This window comes from Micromonospora craniellae, from assembly GCF_014764405.1.
Classification (GTDB): Bacteria; Actinomycetota; Actinomycetes; order Mycobacteriales; family Micromonosporaceae; genus Micromonospora; species Micromonospora craniellae.
The window spans coordinates 3,564,557-3,579,938 of the sequence record NZ_CP061725.1 but is presented as its reverse complement, the minus strand read 5'-3'; the positions used below and the strand labels follow the sequence as shown (position 1 = coordinate 3,579,938).

Genomic DNA, 15,382 nt, shown 5'->3' with positions numbered 1-15,382 from the left:
CCGTTCCGCGAGGATGATCGGTTGTGTTGCTGCGACTGGCCTACCTCGGTGTGACCAACGCTCTGGCTCTGCTGCGGCTGTTGCCGATGAGTGACCGGGACAAGGACGCCGAGATCCTCGCCTTACGCCACCAGATCATGGTGCTCGAACGACAGCTCGGCGGTGACCGCGTCCACTTCGCTCCCGCGGACCGGGCGTGGCTGGCCGCTCTGCTGCATCCGCTACCGCGAACGGTGCTGCACCAGCTGCGGCTGCTGGTGCGTCCGGACACGGTGTTGCGTTGGCACCGTGACCTGATCGCCCGCCGGCACGCCCGACGTTCCCGTCCCCGCCTGGCCGGGCGGCCACGAACGATCCGATCGATCCGCACCCTGGTCCTGCGCCTGGCTCGAGAGAACAGCGGCTGGGGCTACCGGCGCATCCACGGCGAGCTCCTCATCCTCGGAGTCAAGGTCGCCGCGTCCACCGTGTGGGAGATCCTCCACAACGCCGGCATCGACCCAGCACCCGAGCGTGCAAGCAGCACCTGGGCGACCTTCCTGCGTTCCCAAGCCCAGGGCCTGATCGCGGCGGACTTCTTCGAGACCGTGACACTGGCCGGCACCCGCCTATACGTCCTCGCGGTGATCGAACACGCCACCCGCCGCGTCCGGGTGCTCGGCATCACACCCCATCCGACCGCCGCCTGGGTCGCGCAGGCCGCCCGGAACCTGGTCATGGACCTCGAGGACACCGGCGGCCAGGTCAAGTATCTGATCCGTGATCGCGACGGCAAGTACCCGGCCCTGTTCGACACGATCCTCGCCGATGCCGGTATCGAGGTAGTGCTCACCGGGGTACGGATGCCTCGGATGAACTCGATCATGGAAAGGTGGATCCAGTCCTGCCGCTACGAGGTGCTCGACCGGATGTTGATCTGGAGTCAGACGCATCTGCTGCACACTCTGCGCGAGTACGAACGCCACCACAATCAGCACCGGCCCCACCGAGGCATCGCCAACGCCCGGCCCCTGCGAGCACTACCCGACCCGACCACCGACCCGCAGGCCCTCGCGCGCCTGCGCATCCGCCGACACGACCGGCCCGGCGGACTCCTTCACGAATACGAGCATGCCGCTTGACCAGCGCGGATGGGATTATCGGCACCCGCAGGGTTCATGACCGGGCTGCTGGTACGAGAGCCCCACGGGGGCGGAAGGCGCTGCTGCCGCCGTCGTTGGATCGGACCGCCGCAGGGCGGTATTCCTCGACGGCTGGCCGGGTTACCTCATTCGTAGTGGTACCGGCACTGTGCGATCTGCACTGTATCGTCCAGGATCCGGTATACGAGGCGGTGCTCATGGTCGATGCGTCTCGACCAGAATCCCGCCCAGTTGCCGCGGAGCTGCTCCGGTTTGCCGATGCCCTGGTGGCCGTTGCGTCTGACGTCCTCGATCAAGGCGTTCACTCGTTTGAGCATTTGACGATCTCGTTGCCAGGTCAGGTAATCTTCCCAGCCTCGGCCGGCGAATTGGACCTTCACGCTGCCGATGCCTCGCCTGAGCTGGCGTCGGGGTCAATCAGGTCGCGCATCTCCCCACCCCCGTTGCGCAGATCTTCGACGGCTTCATTCAGCCGGCGCGCGTTGGCGGGGCTGGCCATCAGGTAGGCCGTCTCCTTCAACGACTCGTACTCGCGCAGCGAGATGATGACCGCGGCCTCCCGGCCGGAGCGGGTCACCACCACTTCCTCGGCGTCGTCCACGACATGGTCGAGCATCTTGGCCAGATTCTGCCTGACCTCCGAATAAGGAACGGTTCGCATACTGCCTCCCAACGTTACGTACAATAAATTGTACAAGATGGTGTGCCGGGGCTGCGTGCCAGCTGGTGCAACGTCTGGCCTGGAACGGTCGATCAGGTCCGGCGGTGGCGCGGGCGCAGCAGGAGCGGCTCACCGACGATCGCCGGATGGTTCGGCCTCCGGCCCACTCTCACGCAGGTCAGCGGCCCTTCTTGGGGTCGCTGTCTTCGTCAGCACGGCTCGTACAGCAGCGGAGTGCAGCATCGACCAGGGGCACGGCAGGACATCTGAGGTACAGTTTTCTGTACTTTCCCTGGAGGTGGTCATGCGGACCGTGAACTTCACCCAGCTACGCCAGAACCTGGCGGCCGAACTCGACAGCGTCATCGACGACGCCGAGGAGGTGGTGGTGACCCGGTCTGGCCACGAGCCGGTGGTGATCGTGTCGCTTGCCGAGTACGAGTCGATGAAGGAAACCGAGTACCTCCTGCGCAGCCCCAGCAACGCCGCAGCCCTCCGTCGATCGATCGCGGAGCTTGAGCAGGGCGACACGGCCGAGCGGGAGCTGACCGACCCGGACGCCCGGCGGGACGCCGCGTGAGGCTGGTCTTCACCGCGACAGCCTGGAGCCAGTACCTCAGCCACACCGACCGCAAGCTGGTCAAGCGCATCAACGACCTGATCGCGGACGTGATGCGCAACGGGTACGAGGGCATCGGCAAGCCGGAGCCCCTGCGGGGCGAGCTGTCCGGCTTCTGGTCCCGCCGGATCGACCGCGAACACCGGCTGGTGTACCGGATCACCAAGGAGGACGTAAAGATCGTCGCCTGCCGCTACCACTATGGCGACCGATAGCGGACCGGCGTGGCACCAGCAGCGTCCGGCGGTGTCAATCCCTGGAAGCGTGGAGGGTTTCTAAGCTGCCTGGGCCCGGTGGGCTTCGGCGATGAAGTGTTCGGGCTTCGGCTCGGGTCCGGACACCGACGTCGTCCTACTCGACGAACCCCTCAACAACCTCGACATGCGGCACGCGGTGGCGATGATGCGGCAGCTCCGCCGCGCCGCCGACGACCTCGGAAAGACCATCGTCATCGTCATCCACGACATCAACTTCGCCGCCGCCCACGCCGACCGGGTGGTCGCCCTCACCGGCGGTCGACTCGCCCACACCGGTACCCCGGCCGAGCTGATGAATCCCACCACTCTCCAGGACATCTTCGACACCGAGATCGAGGTACGCACCGACGGCCCTCACCCTGTCGCGGTCTACGTCCGCTGACCCGGGCCGTCCGACCGGAGTGATACCCCTGGACACCGCGACAGCGCGGGGAACGGGCTCCCCTGCACGTCAGGCGTGCCAGGTGTGCGGCCTCGACGGTGCGGCCGGGTCGGGACGGGCCGCGCGGTAGGCTGCAATCGGAATCTTCGTGGTGACCTCGCCGCGTCGGATACCGACGGTGTCGGGCTCGATCGCCCAGAGAGCCACCGGCGGCAGGCGGAGCAACGCAACGACGGCGTCGTGGTCACATGTGTCGAGCGCCTCGGGGTTGAAGCGGACCACGCTTCCGGTCAGGGTCAACCACGCGCGCACCCGGTCACGTATCGGCACCGGCGCCAGATCGGTGACATCGAGTTGGACCGCACCGCCGGCTCCCCGTGCCGCGACCAGCAGACCGCCGAAAGTGGTCATCGCGTCGACGGCGACGACGACCGTGCCATCGGGCAGTGTGGCGTGCGCGTCGATCAGGTCGGTGTCGGTGTCGGTGACCCTCAGTCGCAGCGAGGTGGCCGCCGCGAGGATGGTGCGGACCCTGACCGCCTCGACCGACCGCTCGACGTCGGTGAGCAGGGACGACTGCTCAGCATCGGGTGCCACATCGGCCTCCTTCCACCGCAGCCAACAAGCGTCGACTCACCATAATAGGTAAGCCTTACCTGATTCAAGGCTGCGGTGGAGGGCCGACCCCGGCCCGGTCAGATCGGCTGGTAGGTCAGGCAGTCACTGACGGTTACACCGGACCCGACCTGGACCGACGGGGCCTTGCAGGCCAGATTCTTGTTGTGCGAGCAGTCCGTGCGGGCGCACGCGCCGACGGTGCCGGTGATCTCTGCGATGCCGCCGCGAATCGGCGACTCCACGAACGTCGCGCACGACGCGGCCTCACCCGCCGCCGCAACGGTCACGGCCGGGGCGTGACAACCACCGTCGTTGAAGCTACATGAGATTGCGGCGCACTCGCGCACTGCAGGCATCTGCAAAAGAGTCTTCATGATTCCTCCGCTCATTGCTCGCCATGCTGATTCAGCGTGACACGAACAAGGTGAGCGTAGCAAGTTCACGAGCTTCGAGAGTGAATTCGCCCGCACGGGACGCGGTGGGTGAGCACACCATCGTTGCTGCTCACAGGCGTTCTACGCCGGCAGAGGAACAGGCTTATAGCCCATCAACGAAACCCGAACAAAGGAAAGGCTACGCTAATTATCGCTATTTAGGTAAGGCTATCCTTCCGAGCGGGAATCGAGGGATCGCGAATTGACATCCACCAGGTCATGCGCGCATCACAGCGAGACTGGCGGCCACATCTGGGTCCTCGTCGCCGAGCTATCGGCATCGGGCGTCGATCTGTGTGCCGAAGTCGGGGAACTCCGTGCGGTCGGTGCCGCGTGCGCGGGTCAGCACCTCCTCGACGGTCAGCGGGCTGCGCGGGTGGTGGCTCAGCGCGAGTGGGGTCCTGATCTTTCGCGGTGCGGCGCCTTCGGCGGCGAGGTAGAACTCGCCGACGGTGAGCCGGGAGATGTCGGGTACGTCTCCGCCCTTGGCGCGGGCCATCTCGCGGGCCGCATCGATCTGGATCGGGCTGTTCATCAGTCCGTACAGCTGCGTCGCGGCGTTGCCGGGGATGCGGTTGTGCAGGCCCTTCGGCGCCTGGGTCGCGAAGACCAGCCCGAGTCCGTACTTCCTCGCCTGGGCGACCAGGGCCAGCGTGCTCTGGGTGCAGGCGGTCATCCCGCCGGACGGTGCGAACGTCTGGGCCTCGTCCATGATGAGCAGGCCCAACAGTGGCCGGTCCCCGGCCGGGTTCCGCTTGATCCAGGCGAAGAGCGCCATCTGGAGTTGGTTGACGAAGCTCTGGCGTACGTCGTCAGAGGGCAGGCCGACGAGGCTGATCACGGAGATCCGGGCCCGCTTGCCGGGCGCGGGGGTGAGCAGGACACCGGGGTCCATCGGGGTGCCCTCGCCACCGAAGAGCGGATCGTTGACCATGGCGGCGGTCAACGTCTGCGCGAGGCTGAGACCGATCTTGTCGGCGTCGTCGAGGTCGATGAGGCCGTCCGGCAGGTCGGCCAGGGTGTCGATGAGGCCCTTCAGGCGGGAGCCGCCGCGTCGGCCGTAGTGTTCGACAGCCTTGCGCAGCACGGCCAGGCCCAGATGTGCCTTGGTGGCTCGGCCGGTGACCAGGGCGCGGGGCGCGAGGGACGCGACGGCCGCCTCCACCGCCTCGCCGAACTCGTCCGGGTCATCTCGCACGCTGGTGAAGTCCGGCAGCGGTTGGAAGCTCAGCGGGCGGCCCGAGGTGCGTCGTGGCGTCCAGACGACGACATCGGTGTGGGCGAGGTAGTCCTGCGCCTTGGCCTCGTCGCCCGGCCGCCACTGGGTCGGCGGGGTGGGCCAGCCCTCACCGAGTCGGGCCAGGTCGTTGTTGGGGTCAAGGACGATGGCGGAGACACCCTGGAGGGCACACTCCTCGACGATGCGGCGGATGAGCACGGTCTTGCCCGAGCCCGATCCGGCGAAGATCGTCGTGTGTTTGCGGAGTGCTTCGAGCGCCAGCGGCGCGGGCCTGTCGTCGTCGTAGCCGTACCCGATGGTGAAAGCCGGCTCCCCCGACGACCCGGCGACGGCTCGCTGAGCACTGTCCGCCGGTGGGGCACCGTCGACCGGTTGGGCGCTGTCGGCGGGCGGCGAGGTCGGCGCACCGTCCGAGCCGTCCGTGGTCCAGTTGTCCACGTCGGCGAGCGCGTGTTGCAGGAACTTGAGGTCCCGGGTGGGTCGACGGTCGGCCAGCCATCCCTGGAGCTCCATGGTGGCCTCACCGAGCATGACCTGTAGCGCCGAGAGGGTACGCAGGTCCTCGTCGTCGATGCCGATGGTCTGCCCACCGGCCTCGGTGAAGGCGATGGTGGCCTTCCGGGTGCCCGCGCTGGTCGACCATTCGCGGTTGCGCAGCAGAAACAGCTTGCGTTTGGGCAGGCCGTTGGTGAGGGCGGCGGAGACGCATGCCTTGCGGAGTCGGGCCAGCGCGGCGTTGCCGTGGTGCTCGTCGCTGATCGCCCGGAAGCACCAGTGCACCTGGTCCTCGGTGCGCTCGTCGAGCGTCAGCCGGAGCCGGGCGTGCAGCGGCGGGTCGGTGCTCGGGGGCGGGTCGACGCTGAACGCCTCCCCGGCATCGCCCCGTTCCAGGATCCACGCGGTCAGCCCGGCGGCGAGCAGCGGCGGCATCGCCTCGTCCTCGGACGAACGCGCCAGCGGGGCGGCGATGTCGGCGGCGGCCCTCAGCTCGGCAAACCGGGCATCGTAATGGTCCATCTCCCCGGGCGAGGCGGTGACCGGGGCGGGCCGGGGCGCGCGAGGTTCCGCAACGGGCGGTTCGCCGAGGCTGACCATTTCCCGGACCTCGTCGTCGGCGAGGCAGGCCCGGATGTGCCGGTCGATCTCGATGAGGAGCTGCCGGGGCGTGAAGGTCCCCGCCTCGACGAAGGCACGCGGGGACACCGGCCAGGAGGGGTACGGCGGTTCGAAGCCGACCTCCCGGTAGCGGAGCGTGAAGCGCTTCTCGATGATCGCCCGGGCGAGGTCGGCGTCGTCGATCCGGCGCAGCGGCGGCGTCTCCCGGAACCGGTCGGCCACGGTGTCGGCGGCGGTGGACCTGATGATCGTCCACGAGTTGGGGATGCAGGCCAGGACCGTCAGCGTCCGCCGGGTGGTCTGGCGCAACGACATCAGGCCGTCCGCCATTCGGGCCAGCATCAGCGTCTGCTCCGGACTCATCGCGGCGGCGCCCACCACGGTCGGATCGCTCTGGATCGCGAGTTGGGCGATCAACGTGTCGACCTGGTCGATCGCCACCACCGACGGGCCGGTGAGCGCCAGCAGCCAGGAGAGGTCCTGCACGATCTGCTGGGCGGTACGCGGGGCGCGGCGCATGCCCCAGGCCGCGCGTTCACCGGGCACCACCTCCTCGCCGCAGCTGAAGTAGTTCTCCGCGACGTCCCGCTGGTTGATGTCCTCGGAGGCGTTCAGCGCCAGCGCTCGGGCGGTCTCCTGGCACGTCCGGGCCACGTGCCGGTCGAAGGCACCGAGCCCGTTGAGGAAGGCGTCCAACACCGCCCGGGTCAGCTCGGTCTCGCCCATCACGGCTCGGCGGGCCGCACGAGGTGCGCCCACAAGCGTCGAGAGCCGGCGCAGCAGCAGCTTGAGCTGGGTCTCCTGAGTGCCGGGCACCGGTCGGGCGAGACCGTCCGTCATAGCGTCCCGCACGCTGTCCCAGAACGTACCGGCGTCCAGCAGGCTGACCAGGAAGAAGTAGCCGCCCTGGTCCTGCACCTGCTGGCGTACCCAACCGAGCAGGTGGGTCTTGCCGGACCCGCGCTGGCCCCGCACGACCAGGCCGAGCGGACTGCCGCCGGTGCCGGTGCCGGCCTCGGCCACTGCGGCGAGCACCTCCCCGAGGACCGGTTCGTGCAGTCCGTCGACGTGGAAGGGCAGCGGTCGCCACACGTCGTCGGGAACCGGTGCCCAGTTGAACCGCAGTGCCGCCAGCGCGGCGTGCTCCGCCTCGCGCATCACACGCCGATCGCCAAGAGGTGGTTGTCCTGCCCGCCGACCCGCAACGCCGCCGCGATGTCCGCCTCGGTGAGCGTCTTCTGGTTGGACTCGGGGGCCAGCGTGACGCCCTCCTCGCGGATGAGCCGGCGCAGCGCGTCGTCCAGGTCGTCGCGGTGCACGTCGGCGAAGAACGGGCGCAGCCGGCGCAGGTTCACCCACGCACCGGGCTCGGCGGCGAGTGCGTGGTAGGCGCTGACCACGCGGGCCCGCAGCGACCCGGCCGGTTCGGCTGGCCCGGCCGGGGTGGGCGCTGACCCGATCGGCTCGGACGACGGGGTGGGTGCCGGCGCGCGGACGTCGCTGAGCGCGAAGAGTTCGGTCAGCGTGGCGCAGCCGCTGCGCGCCAGCACGCGGTCACGAAGGTTACCGTGCAGGGCGGTCAGCGCCGCGCCGAGCGCCGACGCCCCACGCAACGTGAAGTCGAGTTCGTTCTGCACCCGTACCCAGCCCTTGTCGTCGAGTTGGAGGGCGTAGGTCGAGCCGCTCTTACGGCTGGCCACGTAGTGCAGGCGGGTGAGCTTGTCCCGTTGCGGCTTGCGGACGTCCAGGCCGTACCGCTGACGCAGATCGGTGTTCAGCACCTCCCGCGCCTCGGCCATCAGCACGACGAGGATCGCGTTCTCGGATGCGGTCAGGTCATCGCCGGCCATGAAGAGGTCCTTCCGGTATGCCCCGGCGACGGTTCCGCAGATACGCACCGATCTGCTGGACCACGGCGCCGACGTCGTGGATTACTCGTGCGTTGGTGAAGCGCAGGACGGCGTATCCGTCCAGTTGGAGCTGGACGTCCCGTTGCCGGTCGGCCTCGAAGCGATCGGGCCGGCAGCAACTCGGCCGCGACCTGTTCGAGTCGGTCCACGGCTGCGTGTACGACGTCGGCCCTCCCACCATTGACCCCTGACGTCCCGGAACAGGGTACGAATCCATTTCGGAAGGCGCTATGCACCCTCGCGCTGGTCATCACGGGCGTTCCTGGTTCCAGCAGCCACGTCGCCGGCCCCAGACGGCGAGCATCAACGCAGCTCAACCGGCCCGGCGTAGTTCAGGGATGGAATCGGCGCTTACCAGCAGCGGACGCCCGACACCAGCGAGGTGTCGCGTTCCGGACTTCGGTCCGTACCCGGTCGGGTATACCCGGCCGGGCGCTCTTTCCGCCGCCCGGCGGCCCCTTATCGAAGCTCTCTCACCTCCGCAGACTCGTCTTTCGATGAGACAAGCGGGGGAGAGAGGGGCGGTACCGGTGAGCGGAGCCGTGGCCACGGAAGACGTTACGCAGCTACCCGAGCTGCCCTTGGCGCGCAGATGTCCGTACCAGCCGCCGGAGGGCTACCGGGAGCTGCGGGAACGCGGGACGGTCACCCGGGCGCGGCTGTACGACGGCCGGCCGGTGTGGGTGGTCACCGGGTACGCGGCGACCCGGACGATCCTGGCCAGCCCAGACACCAGTGTGGACGTACGGCAGCCGAACATGCCGCTGCCGGTGCCGGGCATGGCGGGGCTGCGGCAGAGCGGGTCGGCGACCATCGAGGCGTTGCTGCGGACAGATCCGCCGGCGCACTCGCGGCAGCGGCGGGCGGTGCTGCCCAGCCTGACCTTCAAGCGGATCAGCGCCTGGGAACCGGAGATCGTCCGGTGCACCGACGCCTACCTGGACCGGATGCTGGCCGAGTCGCCGCCGGTGGACCTGCTCGACGTGTTCGCCAAGCCGCTGGTCGCGGAGGTGCTGGGCCGGCTGCTCGGAGTGCCGGAGGCGGACGTCGAACACTTCCAGACGCTCACCTACAAGCGGTTCAACCCGGTCCGGTCGATGACCGGCTACCTGACCCACCTGCTCACCGACGGTCGGGACGACCTGCGGGACGGCCAGTTGCGGGATCTGGTCGAGCGGATCGACGAGGGTGAGCTGACCGTCGAGGAGGCGGCCGGGCTCGGCATCGCCATCGTGCTGGCCGGGCAGGACATCACCGTCAACACGCTGGGCATGAGCGTGCTCACGCTGCTCGCCGAGCGTACCCAGCTCGACCTGCTGCGGGCCGAGCCGGAGCGCTGGCCGGACGCGGTCGAGGAGCTGCTGCGGTACCTGTCGCTCACCGGCGCCACGGTCCGCGTCGCCACCGCCGACCTGGAGGTGGACGGCGAGCTGATCCGGGCCGGCGAGGGCATCGTCCTGCTGCTCCCTGCGGCCAACCGGGACGCCGAGCGGTTCGCGCACCCCGACGTGCTGGACGTACGGCGGGCGGCGCGCGGTCACCTGACCTTCGGCTTCGGCGTCCACCAGTGCGTCGGTCAGCACCTCGGACGGCTGGAACTGCTGATCGCGCTGCGTGCCCTCTTCACCCGGATTCCCGGGCTGCACGTCGCCGTGCCGGTCGAGCAGATCCCGGTCAAGCAGGGCGTGGTGTTCGGGCTCGGCCGGCTGCCGGTGCGGTGGTGACCCGATGACGGTCCTGCTCACCGTCGCGGCGGAGCGCTGTCTCGGCGCCGGGCACTGCGTCCGGCTCGCACCGGAGGTGTTCGACGAGGACGACCACGGGACGGTCGTGCTGCTGGTGGCCGAGCCGGAGCCGGATCGGGTCCCGGCCGTCCGGGAGGCCGCGCAACTGTGCCCCAACCGAGCGATCTCGATCCAGACGACTCAGCAGGAGCGTGAACGGTGACCAGCTTCAGTGCCCGGATGGCGGTCAACGTCGAGCAGTTCGGCGAGCGGACCGCATTCACCTACGTGGCCGACCCGATGCGCGACGACGCCCCGGTCAGCTACTCGTACGCCCAGATCCACGACGCCGCCCGCCGGGTCGGCGCGCTACTCCAGGACCGGTTGGACGCCGGTGACCGGGCGATGCTGCTCTACCCGCCGGGTCCGCAGTTGGCCCTCGCCGTCCTCGGCTGCCTGTACTCCGGGGTGATCCCGATCGTGGTGCCGGTGCCGGACGGGCAGCAGCACCGCAGCCAGCGACTGACCGCGATCGTCCGCAACGCGCGGGCGGCTGCCCTGCTCACCGAGGAGCGGGTGGCCGGTGACGTGACCACCTGGGCGGAGGCGGCCGGGGTAGGCGACCTGCCGCGTCTGGTGACCGACGCGACCGCGCTGCCCGACGTCGGGCAGTTCCGCGCCCTGCCCGACGACCCGGACCTGATCGCCTTCCTCCAGTACACGTCGGGCTCCACCAGCCAGCCACGGGGCGTGGTGGTGACGCACGGCAACCTGGCCGACAACGCCGAGGTCTACCAGCGCATCCTCGGCGCGCCGTCGGACGCCCGGCACGGCGGCTGGCTGCCGATGCACCACGACTTCGGCCTGATCGGGCTCTTCCTCTCCCCGCTGTACGTCGGCAGCACCACCGTGCACATGCCCGCCTCGGTGTTCCTGCGACACCCGCAGAGCTGGCTGTTCCTGGTCGACCGCTTCGACGTGCAGATCTCCCCGGCACCCAACTTCGCCTACGAGATGTGCCTGAACCGGATCGCCGAGGAGAAACTGGCCGGCCTGGACCTGTCCCGCTGGCTGGTGGCGGTCAACGGCGCCGAGCCGGTCCAGGCGAGCACGCTGACCCGCTTCCGCGACCGGTTCGCGCCCTACGGCCTGCGGCCGGAGGCGATCGGGCCCGGTTACGGGCTGGCCGAGGCGACGCTTGCGGTCTCCTGCGCCGGGCAGTACCGGCTTCCCCGGATCACCCGGGTCGACGCCGAGCACCTGGGCCGGGGGCAGGCCCGACCGGTCGGGCCGGACGCCGACGAGGCAACCCGTGACCTGGTCGGCTGCGGCACGACGTCCGAGATGGACATCCGGATCGTCGACTCGGAGCGTCACGTGCTGCTCCCCGACGGCGAGGTGGGCGAGATCTGGTTGCGCGGCCCGAGCGTCGCGCGCGGGTACTGGGAGAACCCCGAGGCCACGGCCGCCGTCTTCGACGCGGTGACCGCCTGCGGCGAGCGCGGTTTCCTGCGCACCGGCGACCTCGGGGTACGCCTCGACGACGAGCTCTACATCTCCGGGCGGATCAAGGAACTGCTGATCATCCGGGGTCGCAACCTGTACCCGCAGGACCTGGAGGCCGAGGCGCGCACGGTGCATCCCGCGCTGGCGCTCGGTGTCGGTGCCGCCTTCAGCGTGCCGGTGCCCGAGGAGCAGGTGGTCCTGGTGCACGAGGTACGGGCCGGCCGGGCGACCCCGGAGGAGTTGGCCCGGATCTCGGCGGCGGTGCGGCACCGGTTGTCCCGCGAGTTCGGGGTGGAGGCGAGCGTGCTGCTGGTCCGCCCGGGCGGGGTGGCGCGTACCACCAGCGGCAAGATCCAGCGGGTCGCGGTCCGGCGCGCCTTCCAGGAGGGCTCGCTCGCCGGCACGTACGCTGATCTCACCCCGGAGGTCCGCGCCCACCTCGACGCCAGCGACCGGGACCGCGAGCTGGCCGGGGTGGCCCGATGAATGTCACCACCACCTCGCCGGGCCTGCTGGACACCGCCCTGGCGACGGCCGAACCGTTCCGCCCGGACCGGGTCGCCGAGCTGGACCGGACCGAGTCGTTCCCCACCGACGCGGTACGGCTGCTGGACGAGCTGGGGGTGCCCGACTGGTACGTGCCGGCGCGCCTCGGTGGCGCGTTGACGGACCACACGCAGCTCGTCGAGGTGGTCCGCACGATCGCCCGGCACGACCTGACCGCCGCGATCGCGCACGCCAAGACCTACCTGGGCGCGGTCTGCGTCTGGGTGGCCGGCGACCAGGAGAAGGCCGAGCGGCTCGGTGCGCGGATCCGGGCCGGTGCGGTGGTCTCCTGGGCGCTGACCGAGCGCGGGCACGGCAGCGACCTGGTGGCCGGCGAGCTGACCGCCACCGAGTGCCCGGGCGGGTACCGGTTGGACGGCGAGAAGTGGCCGATCAACAACGCCACCCGGGCCGGGACGATCTGCGTGCTCGCCCGCACCTCGGCCGAGACCGGGGCGCGTGGTCACAGCCTGTTCCTGGTCGACAAGGACCGGCTCGCCCCGGGCAGCTACCGGACGCTGCCGAAGGCGCGTACGCACGGCATCCGGGGCGCGGACATCAGCGGCATCGCGTTCGACGGCGCGGTGGTGCCGGCCGAAGCGCTGGTCGGGCGACCCGGTGCGGGCCTGGAGATCGTGCTCAAGGCGCTCCAGTTGACCCGGGTGATGGCGGCCGGTCTCTCGCTCGGTGCCGTCGACCACGCCCGGGAGCTGACCCTGCGGTACGTGCGGGAGCGGAAACTCTACGGCCGTCGGCTGATCGAGCTGCCGCACGTCCGCCGCAGCTTCGGGGAGGTCTCCGCCGCCGCGCTGGTGGCCGAGTCGGTGGTGCTGTTCGCCGGGCGGGCGGCCGGTGCGCTGACCGGCGAGATGAGCGTCTACTCGGCGGTGGCGAAGGCGCTGGCGCCGACCCTGGTCGACGAGGCGATCGCGCGCTGCGGCGAGCTGCTCGGCGCCCGCGCGTTCCTCACCACCGTCTACGCGGACGGCGCGTTCCAGAAGCTGGAACGGGACCACCGCATCGTGGGCATCTTCGACGGCAGCACCTTCGTCAACCGGCACTCGCTGATCACCCAGTTCCCGCTCCTGGCGGCCGGTTGGCGGCAGCGGGTCCGGGACGTCGCCGGGCTGCGGGCCGTCGAGGGCGGCCCACCCACCGACCCGGGCCGCCTGGCGCTGTTCTCGCGCGCCGGATGCAGCCTGGTGCAGAGCCTGCCGTTCCTGGTGGAGCAGGTACGCACGTCGGCACCGGAGAGCGTGCTGCGGCTCGCCGCGCACGTCCTGGACTCCGCCGAGCGGCTGCACGACGAGATGGCCGCCCTGCGGCCGCAGGGCGTGACGGCCGGGGTCGAGGCGTTCGACCTGGCCCGACGGTACGAGTGGTGCCTGGCCGCCGCGGCCGTGCTGCACCGGTGGTCCGCCGAGCCCGCCCGGCCGAAACTGGCCGCCACGCTGGCCCTGATCGTCGGTCGCCTCGGCGGTCACCGGCCCGATCCCGCCGCCTTCGACCGGCTCACCGACGACCTCAAGGAGCTGTCATGACGGCCCCCGCTCGGCTGGACGAGCTGGAACGCCTGCTCGGCGACCCGTCCGACGACGGCAACCCGCTCGGCGGCACTGCCGCGCTGTCCGCCGACGAGAAGGACGAGGTGTTCGGCGCGGCCGAGCAGGCCCTGGACGCGTACTGCCTCAACGCCGAGTTCGTGCCGCGCCGCCACGGCGGACGGCTGGCCGGGGCCGACGACCTGATCCAGGTGCTGCGGACGGTGTTCCGGCGGGACCCGTCGCTGGGGCTCGGCTACGGCGTCAGCTCGTTCATCTCGTCGGTCAACGTGTGGGCCTCCGGTTCGCCGACGCAGACCCGCTGGGTGGCCGACACGCTGCTGTCGAACCAGAAGATCGCCTCGGCGTACCACGAGCTGGCGCACGGCAACGACTTCTCCCGGGCCGAGTTCGCGGCCCGGCCGGGCGCGACCGGCGGGTGGCGGCTGAACGGGCGCAAGGAGGTGGTGACCAACGTCAAGCGGGCGCGTGGGCTGGTGCTGCTGGCCCGCACCGACGAGCGGCCGGGCAGCCGCAGCCACTCGCAGATCCTGGTGGACAAGCAGACGGTGCCGGACGGCGCCATGCGTGACCTGGCCCGCTACCCGAGCGTGGGCATGCGTGGCGTGCAGTTGGGCGGCATCGAGTTCACCGACTGCCCGGTGGACGACGAGGCGGTGGTGGGTCGACCCGGTCAGGGCATCGAGACCGCGCTGCGCTCGTTCCAGCTCACCCGCACCGCGATTCCCAGCATGCTCGCCGGTGTCCTCGACTCGGGTCTGCGGTCGACCATGGACTTCACGGCCGACCGGCGCCTCTACGGGCACCGCGTCGCCGACCAGCCCGAGGTCCGGCGGCTGCTCGTCGACGCGTACCTGGATCTGTTGATCTGCGACAGTCTCGGACTGGTCGCGGCTCGCGCGCTGCACCTGCTGCCCGGCCAGACCAGCATGTACGCCTCCGCGGTGAAGTACCTGGTCGCCAAGCGGCTGATGGACGCGATGCACCAGCTCTCCCTGGTGCTCGGGGCGCACTTCTATCTGCGCGAGGGCCGGTACGCGATCTTCCAGAAGCTGCTGCGCGACCTGGCCCCGGCCGGGTTCGGGCACGCCGCCCGGGTCGCCTGCCTGGGCACCATGCTTCCCCAGGTGCCGCTGCTGGCGCGGCGCGGCTGGGTGCAGCCGGCGCCGGCCGACCCGGCGCTGTTCCGGATCGGCGAGGAGCTGCCCGAGCTGCCGTTCGAGCGGCTGCGGGTCTCCGCCGGTGGGCTGGACGGCCTGGCCGGGTCGCTGGGCGCGGCCGTCGACCGGCTCGGAGACGGGTCGGAGCAGCAGCGACTCCGCCTGGTGGCCGAGCAGTTCCGGGCCGAACTCGGTGACCTCGCCGAGGCGGGGGCCGCGCTGCACCCCTCGGACCTGGGCGTGGACGCTCGCGTCGAGGTGCTCGACCTGCCCGCCCGGTACGCCACCGTGCTCGCCGCCTCGGCCTGCCTGAACGTCTGGCTGGCCCGCGACGACGACCCGGCCTGGGTCACCGCAGCGCTGGACCGGCTGGCCCGCAGCCTCGGCCGCGCGGGCGACGACCGGTCCGGCCACCACCGCGAGCCGCTCTATCAGGATCTGGCCGCCCGGCACGCGGAGCGACGCAGCTTCGACCTGTCCCGCCGGGCGCTGCCGGGGTGACCCG

At 70.4% G+C, this 15,382-nt stretch carries 16 protein-coding genes; 9 read left to right on the top strand and 7 right to left on the bottom strand.

The features are described 5' to 3' along the window. Positions 1–23 precede the first annotated feature (23 nt). Positions 24–1,121, top strand: coding sequence for an integrase core domain-containing protein (locus tag ID554_RS15995; RefSeq protein WP_117229860.1), 1,098 nt, complete (start codon positions 24–26; stop codon positions 1,119–1,121). Between the two features lie 146 nt (positions 1,122–1,267). Here the strand turns inward: ID554_RS15995 and ID554_RS15990 are convergent, their stop codons facing one another. Next, positions 1,268–1,522, bottom strand: coding sequence for a Txe/YoeB family addiction module toxin (locus ID554_RS15990; RefSeq protein WP_117229861.1), 255 nt, complete (start codon positions 1,520–1,522; stop codon positions 1,268–1,270). Continuing rightward, on the bottom strand, positions 1,519–1,803 hold the full coding sequence (locus ID554_RS15985) for a type II toxin-antitoxin system Phd/YefM family antitoxin (protein ID WP_117229862.1): 285 nt from the start codon (positions 1,801–1,803) through the stop codon (positions 1,519–1,521). The genes ID554_RS15990 and ID554_RS15985 overlap by 4 nt, the downstream gene beginning before the upstream one ends. Positions 1,804–2,107: 304 nt before the next feature. Between ID554_RS15985 and ID554_RS15980 the strand changes: the two genes are divergently transcribed. The 3 genes from ID554_RS15980 (at position 2,108) to ID554_RS15970 (ending at position 3,061) form a co-directional block, all read left to right on the top strand. Next, complete coding sequence (locus tag ID554_RS15980) at positions 2,108–2,383, top strand: type II toxin-antitoxin system Phd/YefM family antitoxin (RefSeq protein ID WP_117229904.1); 276 nt, start codon at positions 2,108–2,110, stop codon at positions 2,381–2,383. Beyond that, positions 2,380–2,637, top strand: a complete 258-nt coding sequence (locus ID554_RS15975; protein ID WP_117229863.1) for a Txe/YoeB family addiction module toxin — start codon at positions 2,380–2,382, stop codon at positions 2,635–2,637. Before ID554_RS15980 ends, ID554_RS15975 begins: the two co-directional genes overlap by 4 nt. A gap of 91 nt (positions 2,638–2,728) precedes the next feature. Then, a complete protein-coding gene (locus ID554_RS15970; RefSeq protein WP_191088558.1) occupies positions 2,729–3,061 on the top strand; it encodes an ATP-binding cassette domain-containing protein in 333 nt (110 codons plus the stop codon). Between the two features lie 69 nt (positions 3,062–3,130). Here ID554_RS15970 and ID554_RS15965 read toward each other — a convergent pair whose 3' ends face one another. The 5 genes from ID554_RS15965 to ID554_RS15945 all read right to left on the bottom strand — a co-directional run bounded on the left by ID554_RS15965 (position 3,131) and on the right by ID554_RS15945 (position 8,560). Then, complete coding sequence (locus ID554_RS15965; protein WP_117229864.1) at positions 3,131–3,658, bottom strand: hypothetical protein; 528 nt, start codon at positions 3,656–3,658, stop codon at positions 3,131–3,133. Positions 3,659–3,756: 98 nt separating this feature from the next. Further along, the gene (locus tag ID554_RS15960) at positions 3,757–4,053 is read right to left on the bottom strand and encodes a DUF1540 domain-containing protein (protein WP_117229865.1); all 297 of its coding nucleotides are present in this window, start codon (positions 4,051–4,053) and stop codon (positions 3,757–3,759) included. A gap of 331 nt (positions 4,054–4,384) precedes the next feature. After that, positions 4,385–7,627, bottom strand: a complete 3,243-nt coding sequence (locus tag ID554_RS15955) for a helicase HerA domain-containing protein (RefSeq protein WP_117229866.1) — start codon at positions 7,625–7,627, stop codon at positions 4,385–4,387. Next, positions 7,627–8,319 carry a hypothetical protein gene (locus ID554_RS15950; protein WP_117229867.1) on the bottom strand — a complete coding sequence of 231 codons (693 nt, stop codon included), beginning with the start codon at positions 8,317–8,319 and terminating at the stop codon, positions 7,627–7,629. The genes ID554_RS15955 and ID554_RS15950 overlap by 1 nt, the downstream gene beginning before the upstream one ends. Further along, positions 8,306–8,560: a DUF559 domain-containing protein gene (locus tag ID554_RS15945; protein WP_223884102.1), complete on the bottom strand. Its 255-nt coding sequence runs from the start codon at positions 8,558–8,560 to the stop codon at positions 8,306–8,308. The genes ID554_RS15950 and ID554_RS15945 overlap by 14 nt, the downstream gene beginning before the upstream one ends. Before the next feature lie 349 nt (positions 8,561–8,909). Here ID554_RS15945 and ID554_RS15940 point away from each other — a divergent pair, with 349 nt between their 5' ends. The 5 genes from ID554_RS15940 to ID554_RS15920 are packed head-to-tail and all read left to right on the top strand — an operon-like array spanning position 8,910 to position 15,378. Beyond that, positions 8,910–10,103, top strand: coding sequence for a cytochrome P450 (locus ID554_RS15940; RefSeq protein ID WP_117229868.1), 1,194 nt, complete (start codon positions 8,910–8,912; stop codon positions 10,101–10,103). Positions 10,104–10,107: 4 nt separating this feature from the next. Further along, on the top strand, positions 10,108–10,326 hold the full coding sequence (locus ID554_RS15935) for a ferredoxin (RefSeq protein WP_117229869.1): 219 nt from the start codon (positions 10,108–10,110) through the stop codon (positions 10,324–10,326). Next, positions 10,323–12,095, top strand: a complete 1,773-nt coding sequence (locus ID554_RS15930; RefSeq protein ID WP_117229870.1) for a fatty acyl-AMP ligase — start codon at positions 10,323–10,325, stop codon at positions 12,093–12,095. The genes ID554_RS15935 and ID554_RS15930 overlap by 4 nt, the downstream gene beginning before the upstream one ends. Beyond that, on the top strand, positions 12,092–13,696 hold the full coding sequence (locus ID554_RS15925; protein ID WP_117229871.1) for an acyl-CoA dehydrogenase family protein: 1,605 nt from the start codon (positions 12,092–12,094) through the stop codon (positions 13,694–13,696). The genes ID554_RS15930 and ID554_RS15925 overlap by 4 nt, the downstream gene beginning before the upstream one ends. After that, complete coding sequence (locus ID554_RS15920) at positions 13,693–15,378, top strand: acyl-CoA dehydrogenase (RefSeq protein WP_117229872.1); 1,686 nt, start codon at positions 13,693–13,695, stop codon at positions 15,376–15,378. The genes ID554_RS15925 and ID554_RS15920 overlap by 4 nt, the downstream gene beginning before the upstream one ends. Positions 15,379–15,382 lie beyond the last annotated feature (4 nt).

Excerpts from the sequence above, each read along its gene's own strand:
- ID554_RS15950 (WP_117229867.1), bottom strand. The coding sequence starts at position 8,319 with ATGGCCGGCGATGACCTGACCGCATCCGAGAACGCGATCCTCGTCGTG.
- ID554_RS15920 (WP_117229872.1), top strand. The coding sequence starts at position 13,693 with ATGACGGCCCCCGCTCGGCTGGACGAGCTGGAACGCCTGCTCGGCGAC.
- ID554_RS15980 (WP_117229904.1), top strand. The coding sequence starts at position 2,108 with ATGCGGACCGTGAACTTCACCCAGCTACGCCAGAACCTGGCGGCCGAA.
- ID554_RS15985 (WP_117229862.1), bottom strand. The coding sequence starts at position 1,803 with ATGCGAACCGTTCCTTATTCGGAGGTCAGGCAGAATCTGGCCAAGATG.
- ID554_RS15955 (WP_117229866.1), bottom strand. The coding sequence starts at position 7,627 with ATGCGCGAGGCGGAGCACGCCGCGCTGGCGGCACTGCGGTTCAACTGG.
- ID554_RS15935 (WP_117229869.1), top strand. The coding sequence starts at position 10,108 with ATGACGGTCCTGCTCACCGTCGCGGCGGAGCGCTGTCTCGGCGCCGGG.
- ID554_RS15945 (WP_223884102.1), bottom strand. The coding sequence starts at position 8,560 with ATGGTGGGAGGGCCGACGTCGTACACGCAGCCGTGGACCGACTCGAAC.
- ID554_RS15960 (WP_117229865.1), bottom strand. The coding sequence starts at position 4,053 with ATGAAGACTCTTTTGCAGATGCCTGCAGTGCGCGAGTGCGCCGCAATC.
- ID554_RS15970 (WP_191088558.1), top strand. The coding sequence starts at position 2,729 with ATGAAGTGTTCGGGCTTCGGCTCGGGTCCGGACACCGACGTCGTCCTA.
- ID554_RS15925 (WP_117229871.1), top strand. The coding sequence starts at position 12,092 with ATGAATGTCACCACCACCTCGCCGGGCCTGCTGGACACCGCCCTGGCG.